Here is a 16,658-nt window from a genome sequence, read left to right as displayed (position 1 = left end):
TGTTCCGCCTATTTGGGGCATGGTCATGGTGCGTCCTTTCGGGTCACTGCCTCTGGAAGAGAGATTGAATGTCGGGCGCGACTGTGTACCCCCGGGAAGCGGTCTCGTCCATCATCGCGAAGGGATCGGAAAACCAAGGGTCTGCGCCAAAGAACTACCTGCGATACGGAGGCCGCGAGATTTTTTGATGGTAGTTGGCGGGGGCAAAGGATGGCTATTACATAAATCTGGTACTAGCCCAGCGAGGATATTGGCGCTCTACGCTTGTTGAGCGACCAGGCCAGCCACCTGGACGTGCCTCGGACTACACAAAAATGCAATGTCTCGGCTGAGCACAACGCTAGATGGAGCAGAGGAGGGGACTGAAGCCCCCGGACAGATGTTGGGGCCGTCCACCACTGCGCGCGCCGTAGATTGTGTCATCCACTCGCCCCATCAGCGAAGCTATCGGCCGCACGATATCCGGCTCTGCGGCCGGGGTGCCGACCCGAGCGATTGCAACTCGAGCGATACCTGTTCGGCGACGTTCTGCCCAAGCCGGCTGCCGACGAGTTTGAGCATCAAATCAAGCGGCGCGGTACCGCCGACGCACGTCAGGCGATCGCGGTCGATCACGAACAGTTCGTCTGCAAAATGGACTCGCGGAAACTCCTTGCGCAACACGTGCAGGTCTTCCCAATCCACAGTGCAGCGGTGGCCGTCGAGCAACCCCACCGACATCAGCGCATACGCACCGGTGCACATGCCACCGAGTGGTACACCCTGCCGCGCGAGATCGCCGAGCAGCTCCCTGACGCTGCTATCCACCGCGCTGCGGATTTGCGTGCCGCCGCAGACGATCAGCACATCCGGCCTGCCCGCTTCTTCAAGCGTGCACGCGGGCTTGAGCGTGATGCCGTTGCTGGCGCTCACTGGCACGCCATCGGGTGTAAGGATCGACCATCGATAATGCTGCGCGTGGGCGACGTGATTCGCCACGCGCAGCACCTCGACCGCGCTCGTGAACGCGATCATCGAAAAGCCGGGCAGCGTGAGAAAGCCAAAATGCGCAAGGCTCTGCAACGGCAATTCATTCGTGGCTGACGTCACTTCACTCTCCATGATGCTTACGGTAGGTCTGGTGGTCGCGGAAATCGATGGTTTTCGCGGTGGCATGCTGCTCTCTACCGGTTCAGTTCTGTGCGGCCGGCCGCTCGGCTCGTACGCGCATTACACTGCGCAGACCTGCGAAGCGCGGCGCGCTGACCGTGCCCGGGGAGCGGCCGAAGCTCTCGGTGATACGATCCAACATGATCGCGAGCAGCACCACCGATAAGCCGCTTTCGAAGCCCAGCCCGATATCGAGGCGCTGAATACTGGCAAGCACATCGTTGCCGAGACCGCCCGCGCCGACCATCGACGCAATGATCACCATCGATAGCGCCAGCATGATCGTCTGGTTCACGCCCTGCATGATCGACGGCAACGCGTTGGGAAACTGCACCTTGTACAGCAATTGCCACGGCGTGCAGCCGAACGCCTGCCCCGCTTCGACGATCTCGCGATTCACGTGACGGATGCCGAGGCTCGTCAGACGCACGGCGGGCGGCATCGCGAAGATCACCGTAGACAGAATCCCAGGCACGCGGCCGAGGCCAAACAGCATCGCAGCCGGGATCAGGTAGACGAAGGCGGGCATCGTCTGCATCAGGTCGAGGATCGGTCGCACGACCATCGCGACGTGCTTGTTCTTTGCGGTCCAGATGCCGAGCGGCACGCCGAACACGAGGCTGATCAGCGTGGAAGACAACGTCAGACCCAGCGTGATGACGGTCTGATCCCAGAACCCGGTCGCATAGATCAGTAATTGCGATAGTGTCGCGAAGATCGCAAAGCGCCAGCCGACCCGCCACAAGCCGATTCCAATGAAGAACGCCATCAACGCCCACATCGGAACGGCTTGCAGGCCATGTTCGATCAATGCGGCAAAACTCTCGATCGCCTTGCCGATCGAATCGAAGGTACTCGCGTCGTGATCGAGCAGATAGTGAACCGACTGGTCGACCCAACGGCCGAGTGGAATGATCTCAGACATGGGCACCTCGATTGCGCGTGATTACCTTCAGAACGTCCGCCCGATCGACGGAACCGCAATAGCGGTCTTCATCGTCGACCACGGGCAGCGCGGTCGAGTTCACGCACAGGCGCGACACCACGTGATCGAGCGACGCGCCACGCGAAATGCATTCGACCTTGCGCAGCGACGGCGACGCATTCCCGATCGCATCGCGCGTCACGAAGCCGCGAATGCGGCGCTCCGCATCGAGCACGAAAGCGTATTCGGCGCTGCCGTTCAACGACGCTTCGACGCTCGACTGATCGAGAATACGCACGAGCGGCACGCCGTTCGTCTGCATCAGATCGCCCGCCGTCAGATAGCGGCTCGTATCGACGCCTTCGAAGAAGGCACGCACGTAATCGTCGGCGGGGTTCGCGATGATGTCTTGCGGCGTACCAATCTGCACGACGCGGCCGCCTTCCATGATTGCTATCCGGTTGCCGATGCGCAGCGCCTCTTCGAGATCGTGCGACACGAACACGATCGTGCGGCGCTGATTGTTTTGCAGTTCCAGCAGTACGTTCTGCATTTCCTTGCGCTTGAGCGGATCGAGTGCCGAGAACGCTTCGTCCATGATCATCAGCGACGGGTTCACCGCGAGCGCACGCGCGAGACCCACACGCTGCTGCATGCCGCCGGACAGTTCGGCCGGCAGCTTCTGCGAGAACGTCGCGAGGCCGACCTGTTCGAGCACTTCGAGTGCACGCTTTTCACGCGTCTTGCGTCCCATGCCGGCCACTTCGAGACCGAAGGCGGCATTCGACAGCACCGTGCGCTGCGGCATCAGCGCGAACGATTGGAACACCATGCTCATCTCAGTGCGCCGCAGCGACGTGAGTTCGGAGCGGCGCACTGCGGCAATGTCGCGGCCATCGATGATGACCTTGCCCGCCGTCGGCTCGACGAGCCGGTTGATCAGGCGGATCAACGTGGATTTGCCGGAACCTGACAAGCCCATCAGCACGAAGATCTCACCTTCCTGAACGTCGAACGAGACATTGTGGACGCCGACCACTTGGCCTGTTCTGGCAAATATCTCGTCCTTGGTGGCGCCGTGCGCGAGCAGGTCAGCCGCCGCGTTGGGATTGTTTCCAAAAACCTTGCAGAGACCTTCGACCACAACCTTTGGGGAATCCATTGAATTCATGTCCTTGTGATGCAGGCGCCGGCCTGCACATTGATGCCTCCGTGGCTTTTCGTACTCGCCGGGCAAACCAGGGTGATAGTCGCGCGCAGAGCGGCTTTCAGCAAAGCTCGGCCGTTCGGCGGCTTTGGCGCAGTCGGTGACTGCACAAGCGATGGATCAACAGGGACTCTTGAATCAAACCATCAAGATTTGAACGAGACGTACGTCTACCCCTATCAGCGAGAATGCGAGAAACACGCAAAGACAGCTGGTGGATCTCGCCACCGACATCAGGTAGGAGCCACGAAACTAACTAAGAAATCATTGCGTCTTAGCAACCCAGCTATCCACGCGCTCCGCGTGCGCCGCAATCCACGCATCAGCCGCAGCCGTCGGCTTGCTGCCATTCTCGGTCGCCAGCATGACGCTATCGATCTCACCCGGTTTCCACTGGAATTTCTTAAGGAACGCAACCACAGGCGCGGCCTTCGTCTCGAGCTGTGGGTTGATCACGTTATCAACATGCTCGGCGCCGCCAAATACCTTCTTGGGATCGTCCAGAAATTTGAGCTTCCACTTGGCAAACATCCAGTGGGGTGCCCAGCCTGTCACTACAACCGGCTTGCTCCCGTTCATCCGTCGAGCGAGTTCCGCCGTCATTGCGCTGCCCGAGCTCGGCATCAAAGTCAGGCTGAGGTTATAAGCCTTGATGGCGTCGTCGGCTTTCTTCATCACGCCCGCACCTGCGTCGATCCCGACGATACGATCGTTGAAATCCGCTTTGTGCGCTTCGAGATCGGCAACGCTATTCTCGGGCACGCTCGCCGGTACGACCAACCCGATCTTTGCATCCGGGAAATTGGTGCCGAGGTCGGTCACTTTCCCTTTGAACTGCTCCCAGTACGCGCCATGTGTCGCCGGCAGCCAGGCTGACAGCGTCGCATCAAGATCGCCCCGTGCGACGCCCTGCCACATGACACCTGCTGCCACAGGCACGAGTTGAACCGGATATCCCAGTCGCTTCTCGATAATGCGTGCGGCCACGTTCGACGTTGCGACGCTGTCGTCCCAACCTTCGACATAGCCAATCTTGATTGGCGGTTTGGTATCCGCTGTCGCACTGACGGATGTACTCATCATCGTTACCATTGCAGTGCCCAACACACTGCACAACAATAGTTTTTTGAAAGCCTTCTTCATTGATTTCCTTTGCTTGTTAACCATAAGGAGAAAACCGCTGGCTTGCTCATGATCGGGCTGTTATCGTGCCTTCCCGGGAGTCGGGCGAATCCGGCAATACGACATGCCCGGTGTCGATAAAACGCGATCAGATGCGCTGCGGGTTGCGGTGTGTCGAGCGATACTTCCGTGCAGCCGCGAGTGAGCGCTCAATGCTCAACGAAGGCGAGCATCAACTTCCCGATTCCCCGTCCTGATACGCGGGGTTGACAGCGAACTGGACAATGCTGGTGACGTCATCTCTGCGATAAAGGGCGCCAGAGGAGGGCCCATAGCGCGTACAGGGTCATCGTTCCGATGATTGCGCGGGTCTGTTTCAATGCACTCAGCGTCGCGCGCTTCTGCTGCTGGCGCAAGGCACTGGGAAATGGAGTGCGGACATTCGGCCTTGCTCTGCGTGCGAGTCGAGGACTTCCGCCAGCTCATCCTCTCCGGTTACGGCGTGCTCGACAAAGAATGGCCACACAGCGTGCGGCCTTCACGCGCCTTCATGATGAACGACCGGAATCAGCAAACGTAACATGTCATTGCCCTTCGATATCGTTTGCATGCTTTCATTTCAACAAATGCGGCATCAAGGCGCCGAAAAAGTTCTAGTTCGATGCATAAAGATGCCGTCAACGTGGCTCGGAACTGGCAACTCGAAGGTGCAGCGTGCCCCTTCGTGCGTAGCCCTGGAGATGGATGGCTTTCACACGTCCAGCAGCAACTGTTGCCGCATCGAATGAAGAACATAACTCGCAGCTGGTGACGCCAAATCGCGTCTTATTGTTTGCCTTCTGCTGTGCAGCGCTGACGGCGAACCTGTCGTCGCGGCAAGCGGCTCAATTGGTCTGCCGTAACTTACACGAACCGCTGCCCACTCGAATCCATTCACTGATGGTTTATATAACCGATATCATGGCAGCAGTTTTCCACTGCACACGACAGTACCCTTCCAACCTATCGTTCACCATTCCGATGTCCATAACAGTTAGCTTCCCCGTCGAAGTGCGCGACTGGATTGTCCACAATCTCACACGCGGCGTCGCGCCACAGGCGATCGTGCGCGAGCTGGTCGATCGAAATAACGCAGCGGAGCTCGCGTCGGCAATGGTCGATGCGGTCTCCTCGGCTTTTTTATACGGGACACCGTTGCCGGGCGAGACGCTCGAAATCGGCGGTGCGCCAGTCACTTACGAAGTGGAGCCGCTGCGCGTGCCGGACGGTGCGGTGATCCGGCTCGGTGAACGCAAGGTGCGCGTGATGTCGCGGATGCACCAGCCATCCTCGGTACTGCTCGCGGATTTTCTCACCGCGAACGAATGCGAGCAGCTGATCTCGCTCGCGCGGCCGCGGCTGGATCGTTCGACCGTGGTCGATCCGGTGACCGGCCGTCATGTCGTGGCTGGCCACCGCAGCAGCCACGGCATGTTCTTTCGTTTGGGCGAAACGCCGCTGATCGCGCGCCTCGAAGCGCGGATCGCCGAGCTCACCGGCCTGCCGGTCGAGAACGGGGAGGGCCTGCAACTGCTGCATTACGAAGCGGGCGCCGAGTCGACGCCGCACGTCGACTATCTGATCGCGGGCAACCCGGCGAATCAGGAGTCGATCGCGCGTAGCGGGCAGCGCGTGGGCACGCTGCTGATGTATCTGAACGATGTGGAAGGCGGTGGTGAAACCGTGTTCCCGCAGCTTGGATGGTCGATAGTGCCGCAGCGCGGCCAGGCCCTCTATTTCGAATATGGAAACCGTTTCGGGCTCTCCGATCCGAGCTCCCTACATGCGAGCACGCCCTTGCGGACGGGCGAGAAGTGGGTGGCCACCAAATGGATCCGTACTCGCCGCTTCGTGCCTCGCGATCAGGCGTAACGGTTTGCGGGGCGGCTAAACGCGCTCCCCGCCTACTGCGTTTCAGCGCACGAAGACCTCGTCGGCGACCCAGCCGTTCGACGTCAGATGCACGCCTTCGCGCAACTGCATCGTGCCCGCGCCCTCGATCACGCGTTTGATCATCGGGAACACGCGCTGCGCATCGGCATCTTTGGCCCACGGTGACGGATCGATCTTGTAGGTATAGATGACCGAGGTGGCGGTCTTACCTTCCACTTGCATTGGCCGCTCCCATCCCACCACCTTGTCGAGGGTGAGCGTGGCTGCACAGAAATCAGCCGGGTGCGTGACGCGCGAGGTGGCGGTCGCGACGACTTCCGGAATGTGCAGATAGTATTTCTGCCCTTCGGCTGTCAACTGGTACTGGCGAGCGTTCGCGGTGATCTTCTTGCCGCTGGGGTCAGTGCGTTCGACCACCATATCCTGGCCCGCTACGATACCGAGTTTCTCGAGCACCGGCATCTGTACCGCGTCGCGGCTACCGGAGGCGACATCGTCCGTCGTCACGTAGATCGGCCAGTCGTATTTGGCGAGGCATAAGTGGCCGCGCTGGGCGAGAAAGTCGTTGATGGTAGCCGTGAAATTCTCGCGGCTAACGTCTTGGCTCTTGTCGTGGCAGCCAGCGAACAGGGTCAGGGCGCTCAGGGCAAGTGCACCGCAAGCAAGGCGGGCGGCGATGGAACGTCGCGTCATGGTGTTTGTTGCTCAGGTTAGGTTGCTAAGGTACGGATAAGACAGAGCACGCGGCCTGCCTGGAAGGGCAGGCCGCGTGCGAGGATCATCGATTTTGTCAATTTACGCAGGAGCCGCTGGTGGGCGGCGTGGCGGGCGGTTGATAACCATCGGTGAGCGTGTTCAGGAAGCAAACCAGGTCGGCGATGTCCTGCTGCGTCAACTGCGGCGTCGAATGAATCGGGCGCGGCTTTGCACCGTCGGCCGCCGTCGTGCCACCTGCGTCAGTCTGGCCTTGTCCCATTGGCAGTTCTTCGTCGATATTGCCCTGATAGGCCGCGGGCAGATCGTTGAAGGATTGGGCCGTCGCACCCGACGCGGCCGTCGGGAACAGCGCGAAGGATGGGTTCTGCACCTGGTGGCTGGAGTCGCCGCCCGTGCTTGGATACCAGTATTCAGGGTTGGTGTCGCGCGTGTTGTAGAAATTGATCACCTGCACGAGCGAGTGGAACACGCCGTTATGGAAGAACACGGACCGCGTCGCGACGTTGCGCAGCGTCGGCACCTTGAAGCGGCCGCAATACGGGTCGGGGACATTGACGCCGGTGAACGAATCCGGACCGGCGCCGCTCGTCGCGGAGCCCGGAATGTGGATCGTCGCATACGGTCCGCACAGACCCATGTCGACGAATGACGCGTTCGTGTTGGCCGGAATCGGATCTGTGTTGTTCGGGATCGACGCGTCGTTGCGCGGCGCACCGATCGCCTGGTAGGTAAAGTCGGTCATCAAACCGACCGAGCCCTGGAAGTTGGCGCCCACGTAGTGGCAGGCCGCGCAGCCGGCGCCGTTCGTAGTGTCATTGAATAGTTTGAGACCGCGCGTCTCGGCAGCCGTCAACGTGCCGCCGAGCTTGTTGCCGATATACAGGTCGAACTTGCTCGTGTACGTCTCGAACGACGGCTCCTCAATCTGGAACTGCTGCAGCGCGTCGCCGATATCGTTGAACGCAGCCATGGTATTGCCGAACACGCCCTGGCCGTACACCTGTTGGAACCGCGTGGCGTACGGTCCGTTCTGCACGGCCTTCACGACGACATCCGGCGAGCTGTTGTTCATCTCGATCGGATTCAGCAACGGAAACGCCGGCTGCGTAGCGAGCGTCGTGGCGCGACCATCGAGCATGAAGCCGCCGCCGGGCGCGTTCTGCGTGACGCCGTCCGGGTTCGCCGCGTTGTCGTCGTACGGCGGCGTCATCGCCTTGTAGCGCAGCGACGGCACTGCGCGCACGCCCGACAGCGACGGATCGGAGCCGAGCTGTACCGACAGGCTGTTCGGTGGCCCGTACGCGTAGGCCGGGCTATGACAACTCGCGCATGCCATGTTCTTGTTGCTCGACAGAGATTTGTCGAAGAAGATCGTTTGGCCGAGCTGCGCCTTCTGGCTTAGCGTCGAGGCGGCAGGCGCCGATGCGCCAGATGATGGGCTTGACGCGTCGCTGCTGGACGAGCTACCGCCGCCACAGGCGGCCAGTATCGCGGAAACGGAGCAGATTAGAGCAAGAGATAGCGTACGCATGGTTGGTATAGTTTTCGCCGGGAAGTCAGTTTCCGGGCGACCCCGTAGTCGCACGAGGCGAGGTGGCCGGGAAAATGTGCGAGATGTTCAACAAAAGTGCCGGGTAACGCGCAAGGCATACCCGGCATACAGCTGCGATGGTTTCAGACGGGGAAAGGGCGGGCCCTTTCCCCGTGACCGTGAAACTTACTGGATCGTCCAGATGTTGGTCTGGGTCTTGTCCGGACCCGGCTGGCGATTAGCTTCCTGCGTACCGATGATGTCGGCCGGATTCAGCTTCTGCGTATAACCCTGCGGCGTGATGTACGCATGGTTCATCGGACGGACCGAGTCGAAGTGCGTATCGGCGCTGTCCGCGAGTTCCGGCAGGTTCAGGATGTTCGCCGTGATGAAGCTCTCGGTGTACTTCGAGCGGGCGATGTACGTGGACTCCTGGCCCGGTGCCGGATCGGCGAGCTGGAACATGTCCTGCAGCGTACGCACGAGCGCGAAGTGGCTGTACGCGTCGCTGTCCTGGATGCCCTGCGCGCCATGGTTCGTGACCACACCGAAGATCGAGTTGCCGTGACCGTGGTTGCCCTTGTTGTACTGCGTCGTCGTCGTCGGCGTGTACTTGCCGTTCGTGAACGTGAGCGGTTCAGCGGCCGACGTTTGACTCGGGTTCCAGCCGCAGCACGACGTCGAGCTACCTTCGCCTTCGTCGAACATCACGACGATCGCAACGTGACGCTTCGGATTGTTCCAGATCGGCGAAGCCTGGATCTTGGTCACCACCTGCTGGACGTACGCGTCGCCACGCTTCACGAGGTTGTCGCCCTTACAGGTCGGGTCGTTACCCGTGCCGTGCATGTCGTCGCACTGGTCCGGAACCACGAAGTTGACCGCGCCAACGTCGCCGTTCTGCAGGTCCGTATCGAACTGGTCGAAGTTGTAGCCTGACGGGACCGGGTACACCGACGTGTTCTGGAGCGCCGAAGCGTACTGCGTACCGAAGATCGTACGGTTGCTAGCGAAGAATTCCGGCAGCGAACGCGCGGTCTGGTAGGCCATGCCCGGGTGATGCTTCGTCTTGTACAGCGCTGACGGCATGTTCAGAGCCGGGCTGGTCAGGCCGGCGGTGACGGTGCCTGCGATGCCGTTGTAGCCGGCCACGACGGCCGGGTCGGCGATGCTGTCGGTACGCGGATCCTGGCCCGGGTTCATCGACTCGCTATACGTGCGCCACGCGAGGCCAGCGTTCGACAACTGCGTGAACAGGTTCGGTTGGACAATGTTGTGCGCAGCGGTCGTCCCCGTCGGACAAGTGCCAAAGCCGGACAGGTCACCGTTCTGATTGGCCGGAACAGCGGCCGTCGCCACCAGCGGCTGACCGTCTGATGCCTTGCCGCCCGCGAACGCGGTGTCCTTCAGCGCGGAAGCGTCTACGCCGCAGCCCCACCAGTTGTCGTCGGTGATACCCCAGTCGTCCGCACCGCCGAGCGCCGTGTAGTTCGGTTCCGACGGGTTGCCGGTCGAGTAATAGGTCGTCGCCTGGTTCCACTTGCCGCTCGTGAAGTCGAGGTTGCCGGCGATGTACGGTGCGTCGCCCGAGCCCTCGATACCGATCGTGCCGCCCGTCGTGGTTCCGATCGAGCGGTTCTCGAGCATGACAATGAAGACCGCGTCATAGCGCGGAATGCCTTCGACGTTGAACGCAGCCTGCTGCGACTGCGCGAACGTGATCGGCGTCTGCGTCTGTGTCGGCACAACGGCCGTCGTCGAGGTCACACCCGCCTTGCCGACGAGCGACGGATCGCCGCCCGCAACCGCGAGGTTATCCGGGTACATGTCGCCGCGATCGAGCTTGGTCGTTGCGTACGTATAGCGGTTCGTCAGTGCATTGTCTTCAAAGAGGATCGCCGACTGCTCGGCGCCCGACAGCTTGTTCACGTCGCCGAGCACGTCGGCGGCCGCGACAGTCGCTGCCGAAGCGGCCACACCCGGACCGCTCAGGCGCGTCGCGAGGTTGGCCTTCTCGGTGGCGTAGGTCGTGCCGTTCGCTTCAACCAGACGCTGAACTTCGCTCGACATCGGGCTGATCACGACGTTCGTCGCGCCCTGGTCGGCGATCTGTGCCGCCGAGGCGCGCAGGATCATGTGGCTCGGGGCGGCTGCGCCGGTCGCCGTGTTGGTGGCCTTGGTGCTCACGTCGGCTATCAGTTGGCCGCTGCCGCTGGTTTTCAGCGTGAAATGGCCCGTGCTGTCGGTTGTCGCGATGGTTTCAGCCCCGTCGCACTTGCCGTTGCCGTTCGCGTCGACGCACACGGTCGCGCCAGCGTAGTAGCCTGCCTTGAGGATTGGATCGCCAGTCGTGCTGCCCGGCACGAAGCCGGCGGCGGCGACGGCGCCCGCGAATGTCTGCGTGGGGGCGTTGCTGGCCGCCGGTGTAGAGTTGTCATTACCTCCGCAAGCGGTCAGCACGCAGGCTGCCGCGATCGAAGTTAGAAGAAGAGTGGTGGTGCGACTTGTTGAGTTGACCGACATTGTGGGGGAGCCCCTGTTGGTTGTATACGCCCTTCAGAGCAAACTCCGATTGCGCGGTGCAGCGCGTTCACTTTCAACTACGTGCGGAGCTTGCCTGGGATGTTATTAGAAGTGCAACTGCCACGACTGCCTTTAAAGCAGGGCGAATTGGAACACCCCTGAGTGAAACTTTAGCGGCAGAAACCTGAATATTGGCTTGCAATTCGCGATGGCGCGTCAACAGGACCTACCAAACATGTCTTCAGAAAGCCGACAAAATTGGCTCTCCGATAAATGTGTCCAGGAGATGTCGAAAAAAAAGTTGCAGTTCGCAATTAACTGGAAGGCAGCGGTTATCATCACGCCTCTCACGGATAAACTCTGGCAGATTTTTGTAGCTCCGAATCCACCTCTCGCGCTGATCCTCGGCCAGCAACATGTCTGAAATTCTGATTGTTGAAGATGATCCCTCGATAGCCGAACTGCTATGGCTACATGCACAGGAAGCGGGGCATCGACCTGGTTGCATTCACGGGGAAAAAAGGCGAAGGAGTTAATTGATGAGCGGTTGCCGGCGGCTGTGATTCTTGGCTGGACGTTGCCTGACATGACGGGACTGTCTCTGTTGATGCCGGGGCGGACTTCTATCTCGTCAAGCCCTTTTCAACAAGGGAATTGTTTGCCCGTGTACAGGTTATGTTGCGCCCACAACCAAACGTGAACTCCCAGGATATTTTTTGAGCGTCCCTGGGATCACCGTGTCGCTCACGTCACATCGAGTATTCGTACGGCGGGAGGACCGAGAAGTTGCTGTCACTATGTCGCCGACAGGATTCAAGCTCCTACGTCTTTATTTGGCGCATCCAGGAGAGGTACTTTCCCGTGACGCATTTGTCCAGGAGGTCTGGATGGCACAACCCCATGCCAGTGAGCGCACGGTCGATGTCCATATCAAGTTCCTCCGCGACGCGTTTCGACCATTGGACACAATGATCGAAACGGTTCGGAGTCGACGCTATCGTTTGTCGAGTTCTCCTTCTCACTAGTCGAACGCCGGTCAATCATCGTAGGGGCCTTGTCACGTTGCTGCGGTGGCCGCGTAAATCGGCGATGAAAAATACGAAATCACTCTATGATGGCCATCGCTTTCCGGCGGTGGTGATCGGTTGTGCCGTTCGCCGGTGCAGTGTGTATCGGCGGCGGTCGCGGTGGAACCGCTACTTTCACCTTGAACGCAGCAGCAATACTGTATATATTAACAGTACTGGTTATATATACAGGGTCGGCAATATGGAACATCTGATTCGTATTCTTAACGACAAGGATCGCCGAACGCTCGCCTGGATGCGGGAGCAGGTCGGCGAGGCCGCCCTTGGCGCGGCCGCTGAGCGGTGCGGCGGCCCGACAAAGCCCTATGTGTCTCGTGTCTGCCGATGCCTAGGTCTGAGGCCGCCAATATTCGGCGAGTCGGGCCCACGCATATCGACTGCGACTGCCGAGCGGTCACTCGCTTCAATCCGCGAAATTCTGGCCGCGGCTGCGGCAAGGCGCGGCCCCGGTTCGGTGCGTGTTTGATTCTTTGACGTCTAATCTAGCGAGAACGCCGATCCGATCACGTCACATCGGCCGCTTCTGACAGACGGATTCTGGAAGTGACGTTTGCGCCAGGTGAGAGCCACAGTCATTCAGCTTGACAACGGGCACCCGCGGCGCACGCTCTACGTGCACAGCTTGGCTCACGATATCCGCATTTACGAGGACGGGGGAGTTGCTGGCCGTTCATCCTGTACTCGACGGGCGTCGAAGAAACGTCGCTGCTGCCGGGACATCGGCGTTCACACGAACCGCTTGCCTTTTGCTCTCGCGATGCGGCGAGCAGTCTGGTAAATCGTTGGAAGGGGATTTTCAACTTGCCGCCGTCCATCAGGAAAACTGTGAAACGGTCCTTATCTGCGTTGACATCCCTTGCCACCGGTCGAATACGATTTATCATCCCACGGCGTCCAAATGATTGTCCGCAGATACCATCTCGCCTGCGGTGGCTGGGCAAGTGTCGCCTCGGGTATTTGAAAAGGCGGCCTCTTGGCGTTCCAGTAAATTACTCAAGTAATGATTTTGTCAGATCCTGTGCGGCGATAATCAGAGTCGTTTTGGGGTCTCGTGCGCCGCGAGAAATGACGATGGCTTGTTATCGGAAGGCACCCGTGCCGCCCCGTGCGCGCGGCAACGTTTGTTCAGACCGTGCGGATGAATTCGTCTCATGAGGCTCCATGCGTTCGTCACTATCGCTTTCTGTGCGCCGATCCGTTTCGTCAGCCGCCTCGCGGGTGTTGTCGCCATCTGGTGTGATCGTTTGTGGTGTTTTGCTGACGCTGTTCACGTGCAGCCTTTGCGCGTGGGTGCTTTTCGAGTCACGCAACGATGCCTACAACCACGCCGAGGAAAATGCACGGAACCTGATGCTCGTCATCGAGCGGGACATCGCTCGCAACATCGAGCTCTACGATCTTTCGCTGCAAGCGGTAGCGGACGGGGTGGCGGATCCGCAGGTGATGGCACTCCCCCCGAGGATCCGAAGCGGGGTGTTGTTCGACCGCGCCGCTTCGGGTAAGTACCTCGGCTCCATATTCGTGATGAGTGAGCGCGGCGACATCGTCCTGGACTCCCGATTCATACCGGCGCGGGTCGGGAACTTCGCTGACCGTGACTATTTCAGCTTTCACCGCGACAGCGGCAACACCGGCCTCTACATCAGCAAACCCTACGCGTCGCGGCTGCGCGACGGCGCGCTCACGATTGCCCTGAGTCGCCGGATTACGCGCACGGACGGCTCTTTCGGCGGTGTCGTGGTTGGGACGCTGAGCATCGACTATTTCCGCGCTCTACTGGACGGCCTGTCCGTGGGGGAGCGCGGCACAGCGGCAGTGATCGAGACGAACGGAACCATGATCACCCGATTGCCCTACGATCCGAAGGTGGTTGGGCGTGACATCCGAAACGCCCCCGTGTTTATTCAGGCGATGTCGACAAACGAAGGTGCGTTCGCTGGCACTGCCTCAATCGATGGGATCCGCAGGCTCTACGTGTACAAGCACCTACCCGGGCTTCCGATCATAGTCGACGTGGCACCCGCGGAGAACGACATTTACGCGGAATGGCAACGCCGGGCCAGGCGACTTGAGATCGTGATGGCGGTGTTCGGCGTGATCCTTGGGGCAGGATCGTTGCTGTTGTCGCGTGAACTACGGCGGCGACAGCTTGCGGAGTCGAAACTACAGCATCTGGCGCGTACGGACGCGCTTACGGGATTGAGCAACCGGGGCACCTTTGACGAAACGTTGCAGAAGGAATGGCAACAGGCCAATCGCTCGGGCCGTCCGCTCTCGCTGCTGTTCGTCGACATCGATCAGTTCAAGGCGTACAACGATTACTATGGTCATCAGGCGGGCGATGAGGTACTAAGAGCCGTTGCTCAATGCGTGGCTCTGTGCGTTCGCCGACCGGCCGACCAGGTGGCGCGGTATGGCGGCGAAGAGTTCGTGGTGACCCTTCCAGATACCGACGCGACCGGTGCCGCGAATGTCGCAGAGACCATTCGGCAAGCCGTATTTGATCTCAACATTGAACACGCCCAGAGCCGGTATGGCTGTGTGACCGTGAGCATCGGCGTGGTGACGTCGCAAGGGCGAGCGGTTCACGATGGCGCGATTCTGGTGAAGATGGCTGACTCGGCCCTATACGAAGCAAAGTCAACCGGCCGTAACCGGGTCTGCGAGGCATAGCAGCGCCAGCGCGCGCACGCAAACGACGCAGAGGGCGGACACAAAGGCAGCGGAATGGAGTTGCACCCGAACAGCAGGATGAACAGGAACCTGGCCGGTGCCCGCGCGGCTAGGCGATCACCGATCATTTCAGGCCGCACGTTCAGGTGGAATCGGCGAGCCACGATCACTGGCGACGAAGCGATGCAGGCGCGGGCGCCGCTGTACGCGTCACATCGAGAACCGGTCGTCGGACAGGCATTCGCCGCCGGCGTGCGATGCCGACGCCGACGTCGCCCAGCGTCAGGTTTGCCTGTGCGCCGTGCGATGCGGTAGGGTGCGGGTATTACTCACGGAACTGAGCTGTCCATGAACAAACAGGAACTCATCAACGCTGTCGCCGGTCGCACCGGCGACAGCAAGGCCGCCAATGGTGAAGCCATCGATGCGGTGCTCGGGGCGAGCATGCACGCGCTGATCGCTGACGACGGCGTGCAACTGATGGGCTTTGGGTCGTTCTCGACGGGGCAGCGCGCCGCACGCACCGGACGCAACCCGTCGACGGGTGCCGAAATCCAGATTGCCGCGGCAAGGACGGTCAGGTTTACGGCCGGCAAGGCATTCAAGGATGCGGTCAACGCGTCATGACGAAGGTGGCGATCATTCCCGGCGACTACGCCGGGCTGCATAAGGAAGTGGTCAGTGTCGTCGAGTCGGCGCGACGCACGGCGGCTCGCAACGTCAATGCCGTGATGACCGCCGCCTACTGGGAGATCGGGCGGCGGATCGTCGCCAGTGAGCAGGGCGGGCAGGCGCGCGCGGGCTACGGACAGGCGCTGATTGCCCGGCTCGCGGACGACCTGACGCGCCGTTTCGGACGCGGATTCGGCAAGGCCAATCTGGCCAGCATGCGCGCCTTCTATTTCGCCTGGCCGGCGGCGGAGATTTTCCAGACAGTGTCTGGAAAATCTGCAGCCCCCGAAAATGTCCAGACGCCGTCTGGAAAATCGCCGCCGGCGAATGACGTCGTCGACGCCATGGCAACGGCGCCCGATTACATGGCGTTAGCCGCCCGTTTTACGTTGCCGTGGTCCGCTTATGTGCGCCTGCTTTCAGTGAAGACGGCGCCCGCTCGCGCTTTCTATGAAACAGAGGCGTTGCGTGAAGGCTGGTCGGTGCGCCAGCTCGACCGCCAGATCAGTAGCCAGCTTTACGAGCGGCTGGCGCTGTCGCGCAACAAGGCAGCCCTGCTCAGGAAAGCTGCTGATGTTCAGCCGGGTGATCTCCTCACGCCAGAGGAGGCGATTCGCGACCCGTTCGTCCTCGAGTTTCTCGACATCAAGGACGAGTACTCGGAGTCGGGTCTTGAGGAGGCGTTGATCCAGCATCTGGCGGACTTCCTGCTGGAACTTGGCGACGACTTCGCTTTCGTTGGACGGCAGCGCCGTCTGCGAATCGACGACACGTGGTTCAGGGTCGACCTGGTGTTTTTCCATCGACGTCTGAAATGCCTCGTCATCATCGATCTCAAGGTCGGCCGCTTCAGCTATGCGGACTCCGGGCAGATGCATCTCTATCTGAACTACGCGCGCGAGCACTGGATGAAGCCTGGGGAGAATCCACCTGTCGGTCTGATCCTTTGCGCCGAAAAAGGTGCGGCCGAAGCACACTACGCGCTGGACAACCTGCCGAACAAGATTCTCGCGGCGGAATACCAGACCGTGTTGCCAGATGAGGCGATGATCGTGCAGGAGCTGGAGCGCACGACAGCGGAACTGGAGCGGCGTACCGGGGCTGCGTGAGATCCGGTCC

The 16,658-nt window shown here is 60.6% G+C and carries 12 protein-coding genes and 3 pseudogenes; 8 read left to right on the top strand and 7 right to left on the bottom strand.

What is annotated here, in order from left to right:
* Positions 1 to 468: 468 nt before the first annotated feature.
* From P0D73_RS35020 to P0D73_RS35005, 4 genes and pseudogenes are all read right to left on the bottom strand, one after another.
* Positions 469 to 1,101 (bottom strand): annotated as a pseudogene (locus tag P0D73_RS35020) (AraC family transcriptional regulator); the annotation flags it as partial.
* Between the two features lie 70 nt (positions 1,102 to 1,171).
* Positions 1,172 to 2,074, bottom strand: coding sequence for a choline ABC transporter permease subunit (gene choW / locus P0D73_RS35015; RefSeq protein WP_408180890.1), 903 nt, complete (start codon positions 2,072 to 2,074; stop codon positions 1,172 to 1,174).
* Positions 2,067 to 3,236: pseudogene (locus tag P0D73_RS35010) on the bottom strand (quaternary amine ABC transporter ATP-binding protein); the annotation flags it as partial. The pseudogene P0D73_RS35010 and the gene choW, both read right to left, overlap by 8 nt.
* A gap of 309 nt (positions 3,237 to 3,545) precedes the next feature.
* Complete coding sequence (locus P0D73_RS35005; protein ID WP_408315669.1) at positions 3,546 to 4,373, bottom strand: glycine betaine ABC transporter substrate-binding protein; 828 nt, start codon at positions 4,371 to 4,373, stop codon at positions 3,546 to 3,548.
* Positions 4,374 to 5,423: 1,050 nt separating this feature from the next.
* On the opposite strand from P0D73_RS35005, the gene P0D73_RS35000 reads away from it, so the two are divergent.
* Positions 5,424 to 6,314, top strand: a complete 891-nt coding sequence (locus tag P0D73_RS35000; protein ID WP_408434924.1) for a 2OG-Fe(II) oxygenase — start codon at positions 5,424 to 5,426, stop codon at positions 6,312 to 6,314.
* Positions 6,315 to 6,356: 42 nt separating this feature from the next.
* On the opposite strand, the gene P0D73_RS34995 is transcribed toward P0D73_RS35000, so the two are convergent.
* From P0D73_RS34995 to P0D73_RS34985, 3 genes are all read right to left on the bottom strand, one after another.
* Positions 6,357 to 7,028 carry an SEN1982 family lipoprotein gene (locus P0D73_RS34995; protein ID WP_408315547.1) on the bottom strand — a complete coding sequence of 224 codons (672 nt, stop codon included), beginning with the start codon at positions 7,026 to 7,028 and terminating at the stop codon, positions 6,357 to 6,359.
* Positions 7,029 to 7,125: 97 nt separating this feature from the next.
* The gene (locus P0D73_RS34990; RefSeq protein ID WP_408315545.1) at positions 7,126 to 8,583 is read right to left on the bottom strand and encodes a cytochrome-c peroxidase; all 1,458 of its coding nucleotides are present in this window, start codon (positions 8,581 to 8,583) and stop codon (positions 7,126 to 7,128) included.
* 186 nt (positions 8,584 to 8,769) lie between these two features.
* Complete coding sequence (locus P0D73_RS34985; RefSeq protein WP_408315543.1) at positions 8,770 to 11,106, bottom strand: alkaline phosphatase family protein; 2,337 nt, start codon at positions 11,104 to 11,106, stop codon at positions 8,770 to 8,772.
* A gap of 235 nt (positions 11,107 to 11,341) precedes the next feature.
* Between P0D73_RS34985 and P0D73_RS34980 the strand changes: the two genes are divergently transcribed.
* The 7 genes and pseudogenes from P0D73_RS34980 to P0D73_RS34960 all read left to right on the top strand — a co-directional run bounded on the left by P0D73_RS34980 (position 11,342) and on the right by P0D73_RS34960 (position 16,648).
* Entirely contained in the window at positions 11,342 to 11,530 is a 189-nt protein-coding gene (locus tag P0D73_RS34980) for a hypothetical protein (RefSeq protein ID WP_408315541.1), read from the top strand.
* 373 nt (positions 11,531 to 11,903) lie between these two features.
* Complete coding sequence (locus tag P0D73_RS34975; protein ID WP_408315539.1) at positions 11,904 to 12,131, top strand: winged helix-turn-helix domain-containing protein; 228 nt, start codon at positions 11,904 to 11,906, stop codon at positions 12,129 to 12,131.
* Positions 12,132 to 12,195: 64 nt separating this feature from the next.
* Positions 12,196 to 12,264 (top strand): annotated as a pseudogene (locus P0D73_RS47020) (IS6 family transposase); the annotation flags it as partial.
* A 111-nt stretch (positions 12,265 to 12,375) separates the two neighbouring features.
* On the top strand, positions 12,376 to 12,660 hold the full coding sequence (locus P0D73_RS47090) for a CppA family protein (RefSeq protein ID WP_494478263.1): 285 nt from the start codon (positions 12,376 to 12,378) through the stop codon (positions 12,658 to 12,660).
* Between the two features lie 695 nt (positions 12,661 to 13,355).
* The gene (locus P0D73_RS34970; RefSeq protein ID WP_408180897.1) at positions 13,356 to 14,867 is read left to right on the top strand and encodes a sensor domain-containing diguanylate cyclase; all 1,512 of its coding nucleotides are present in this window, start codon (positions 13,356 to 13,358) and stop codon (positions 14,865 to 14,867) included.
* Positions 14,868 to 15,215: 348 nt separating this feature from the next.
* The gene (locus tag P0D73_RS34965) at positions 15,216 to 15,494 is read left to right on the top strand and encodes an HU family DNA-binding protein (protein WP_408180898.1); all 279 of its coding nucleotides are present in this window, start codon (positions 15,216 to 15,218) and stop codon (positions 15,492 to 15,494) included.
* Positions 15,491 to 16,648, top strand: a complete 1,158-nt coding sequence (locus P0D73_RS34960; RefSeq protein WP_408434922.1) for a PDDEXK nuclease domain-containing protein — start codon at positions 15,491 to 15,493, stop codon at positions 16,646 to 16,648. The genes P0D73_RS34965 and P0D73_RS34960 overlap by 4 nt, the downstream gene beginning before the upstream one ends.
* Positions 16,649 to 16,658 lie beyond the last annotated feature (10 nt).

Source organism: Paraburkholderia sp. RL18-101-BIB-B, assembly GCF_046026985.1.
Classification (GTDB): Bacteria; Pseudomonadota; Gammaproteobacteria; order Burkholderiales; family Burkholderiaceae; genus Paraburkholderia.
The sequence above is the reverse complement of the archived record's forward strand: the minus strand, read 5'-3'. Positions and strand labels throughout refer to the sequence as shown.

Excerpts from the sequence above, each read along its gene's own strand:
- P0D73_RS34965 (WP_408180898.1), top strand. The coding sequence starts at position 15,216 with ATGAACAAACAGGAACTCATCAACGCTGTCGCCGGTCGCACCGGCGAC.
- P0D73_RS35005 (WP_408315669.1), bottom strand. The coding sequence starts at position 4,373 with ATGGTAACGATGATGAGTACATCCGTCAGTGCGACAGCGGATACCAAA.
- P0D73_RS34995 (WP_408315547.1), bottom strand. The coding sequence starts at position 7,028 with ATGACGCGACGTTCCATCGCCGCCCGCCTTGCTTGCGGTGCACTTGCC.
- P0D73_RS34990 (WP_408315545.1), bottom strand. The coding sequence starts at position 8,583 with ATGCGTACGCTATCTCTTGCTCTAATCTGCTCCGTTTCCGCGATACTG.
- P0D73_RS34985 (WP_408315543.1), bottom strand. The coding sequence starts at position 11,106 with ATGTCGGTCAACTCAACAAGTCGCACCACCACTCTTCTTCTAACTTCG.
- P0D73_RS47090 (WP_494478263.1), top strand. The coding sequence starts at position 12,376 with ATGGAACATCTGATTCGTATTCTTAACGACAAGGATCGCCGAACGCTC.
- P0D73_RS34975 (WP_408315539.1), top strand. The coding sequence starts at position 11,904 with ATGTCGCCGACAGGATTCAAGCTCCTACGTCTTTATTTGGCGCATCCA.
- P0D73_RS35000 (WP_408434924.1), top strand. The coding sequence starts at position 5,424 with ATGTCCATAACAGTTAGCTTCCCCGTCGAAGTGCGCGACTGGATTGTC.
- P0D73_RS34960 (WP_408434922.1), top strand. The coding sequence starts at position 15,491 with ATGACGAAGGTGGCGATCATTCCCGGCGACTACGCCGGGCTGCATAAG.
- choW (WP_408180890.1), bottom strand. The coding sequence starts at position 2,074 with ATGTCTGAGATCATTCCACTCGGCCGTTGGGTCGACCAGTCGGTTCAC.
- P0D73_RS34980 (WP_408315541.1), top strand. The coding sequence starts at position 11,342 with ATGTCTTCAGAAAGCCGACAAAATTGGCTCTCCGATAAATGTGTCCAG.
- P0D73_RS34970 (WP_408180897.1), top strand. The coding sequence starts at position 13,356 with ATGCGTTCGTCACTATCGCTTTCTGTGCGCCGATCCGTTTCGTCAGCC.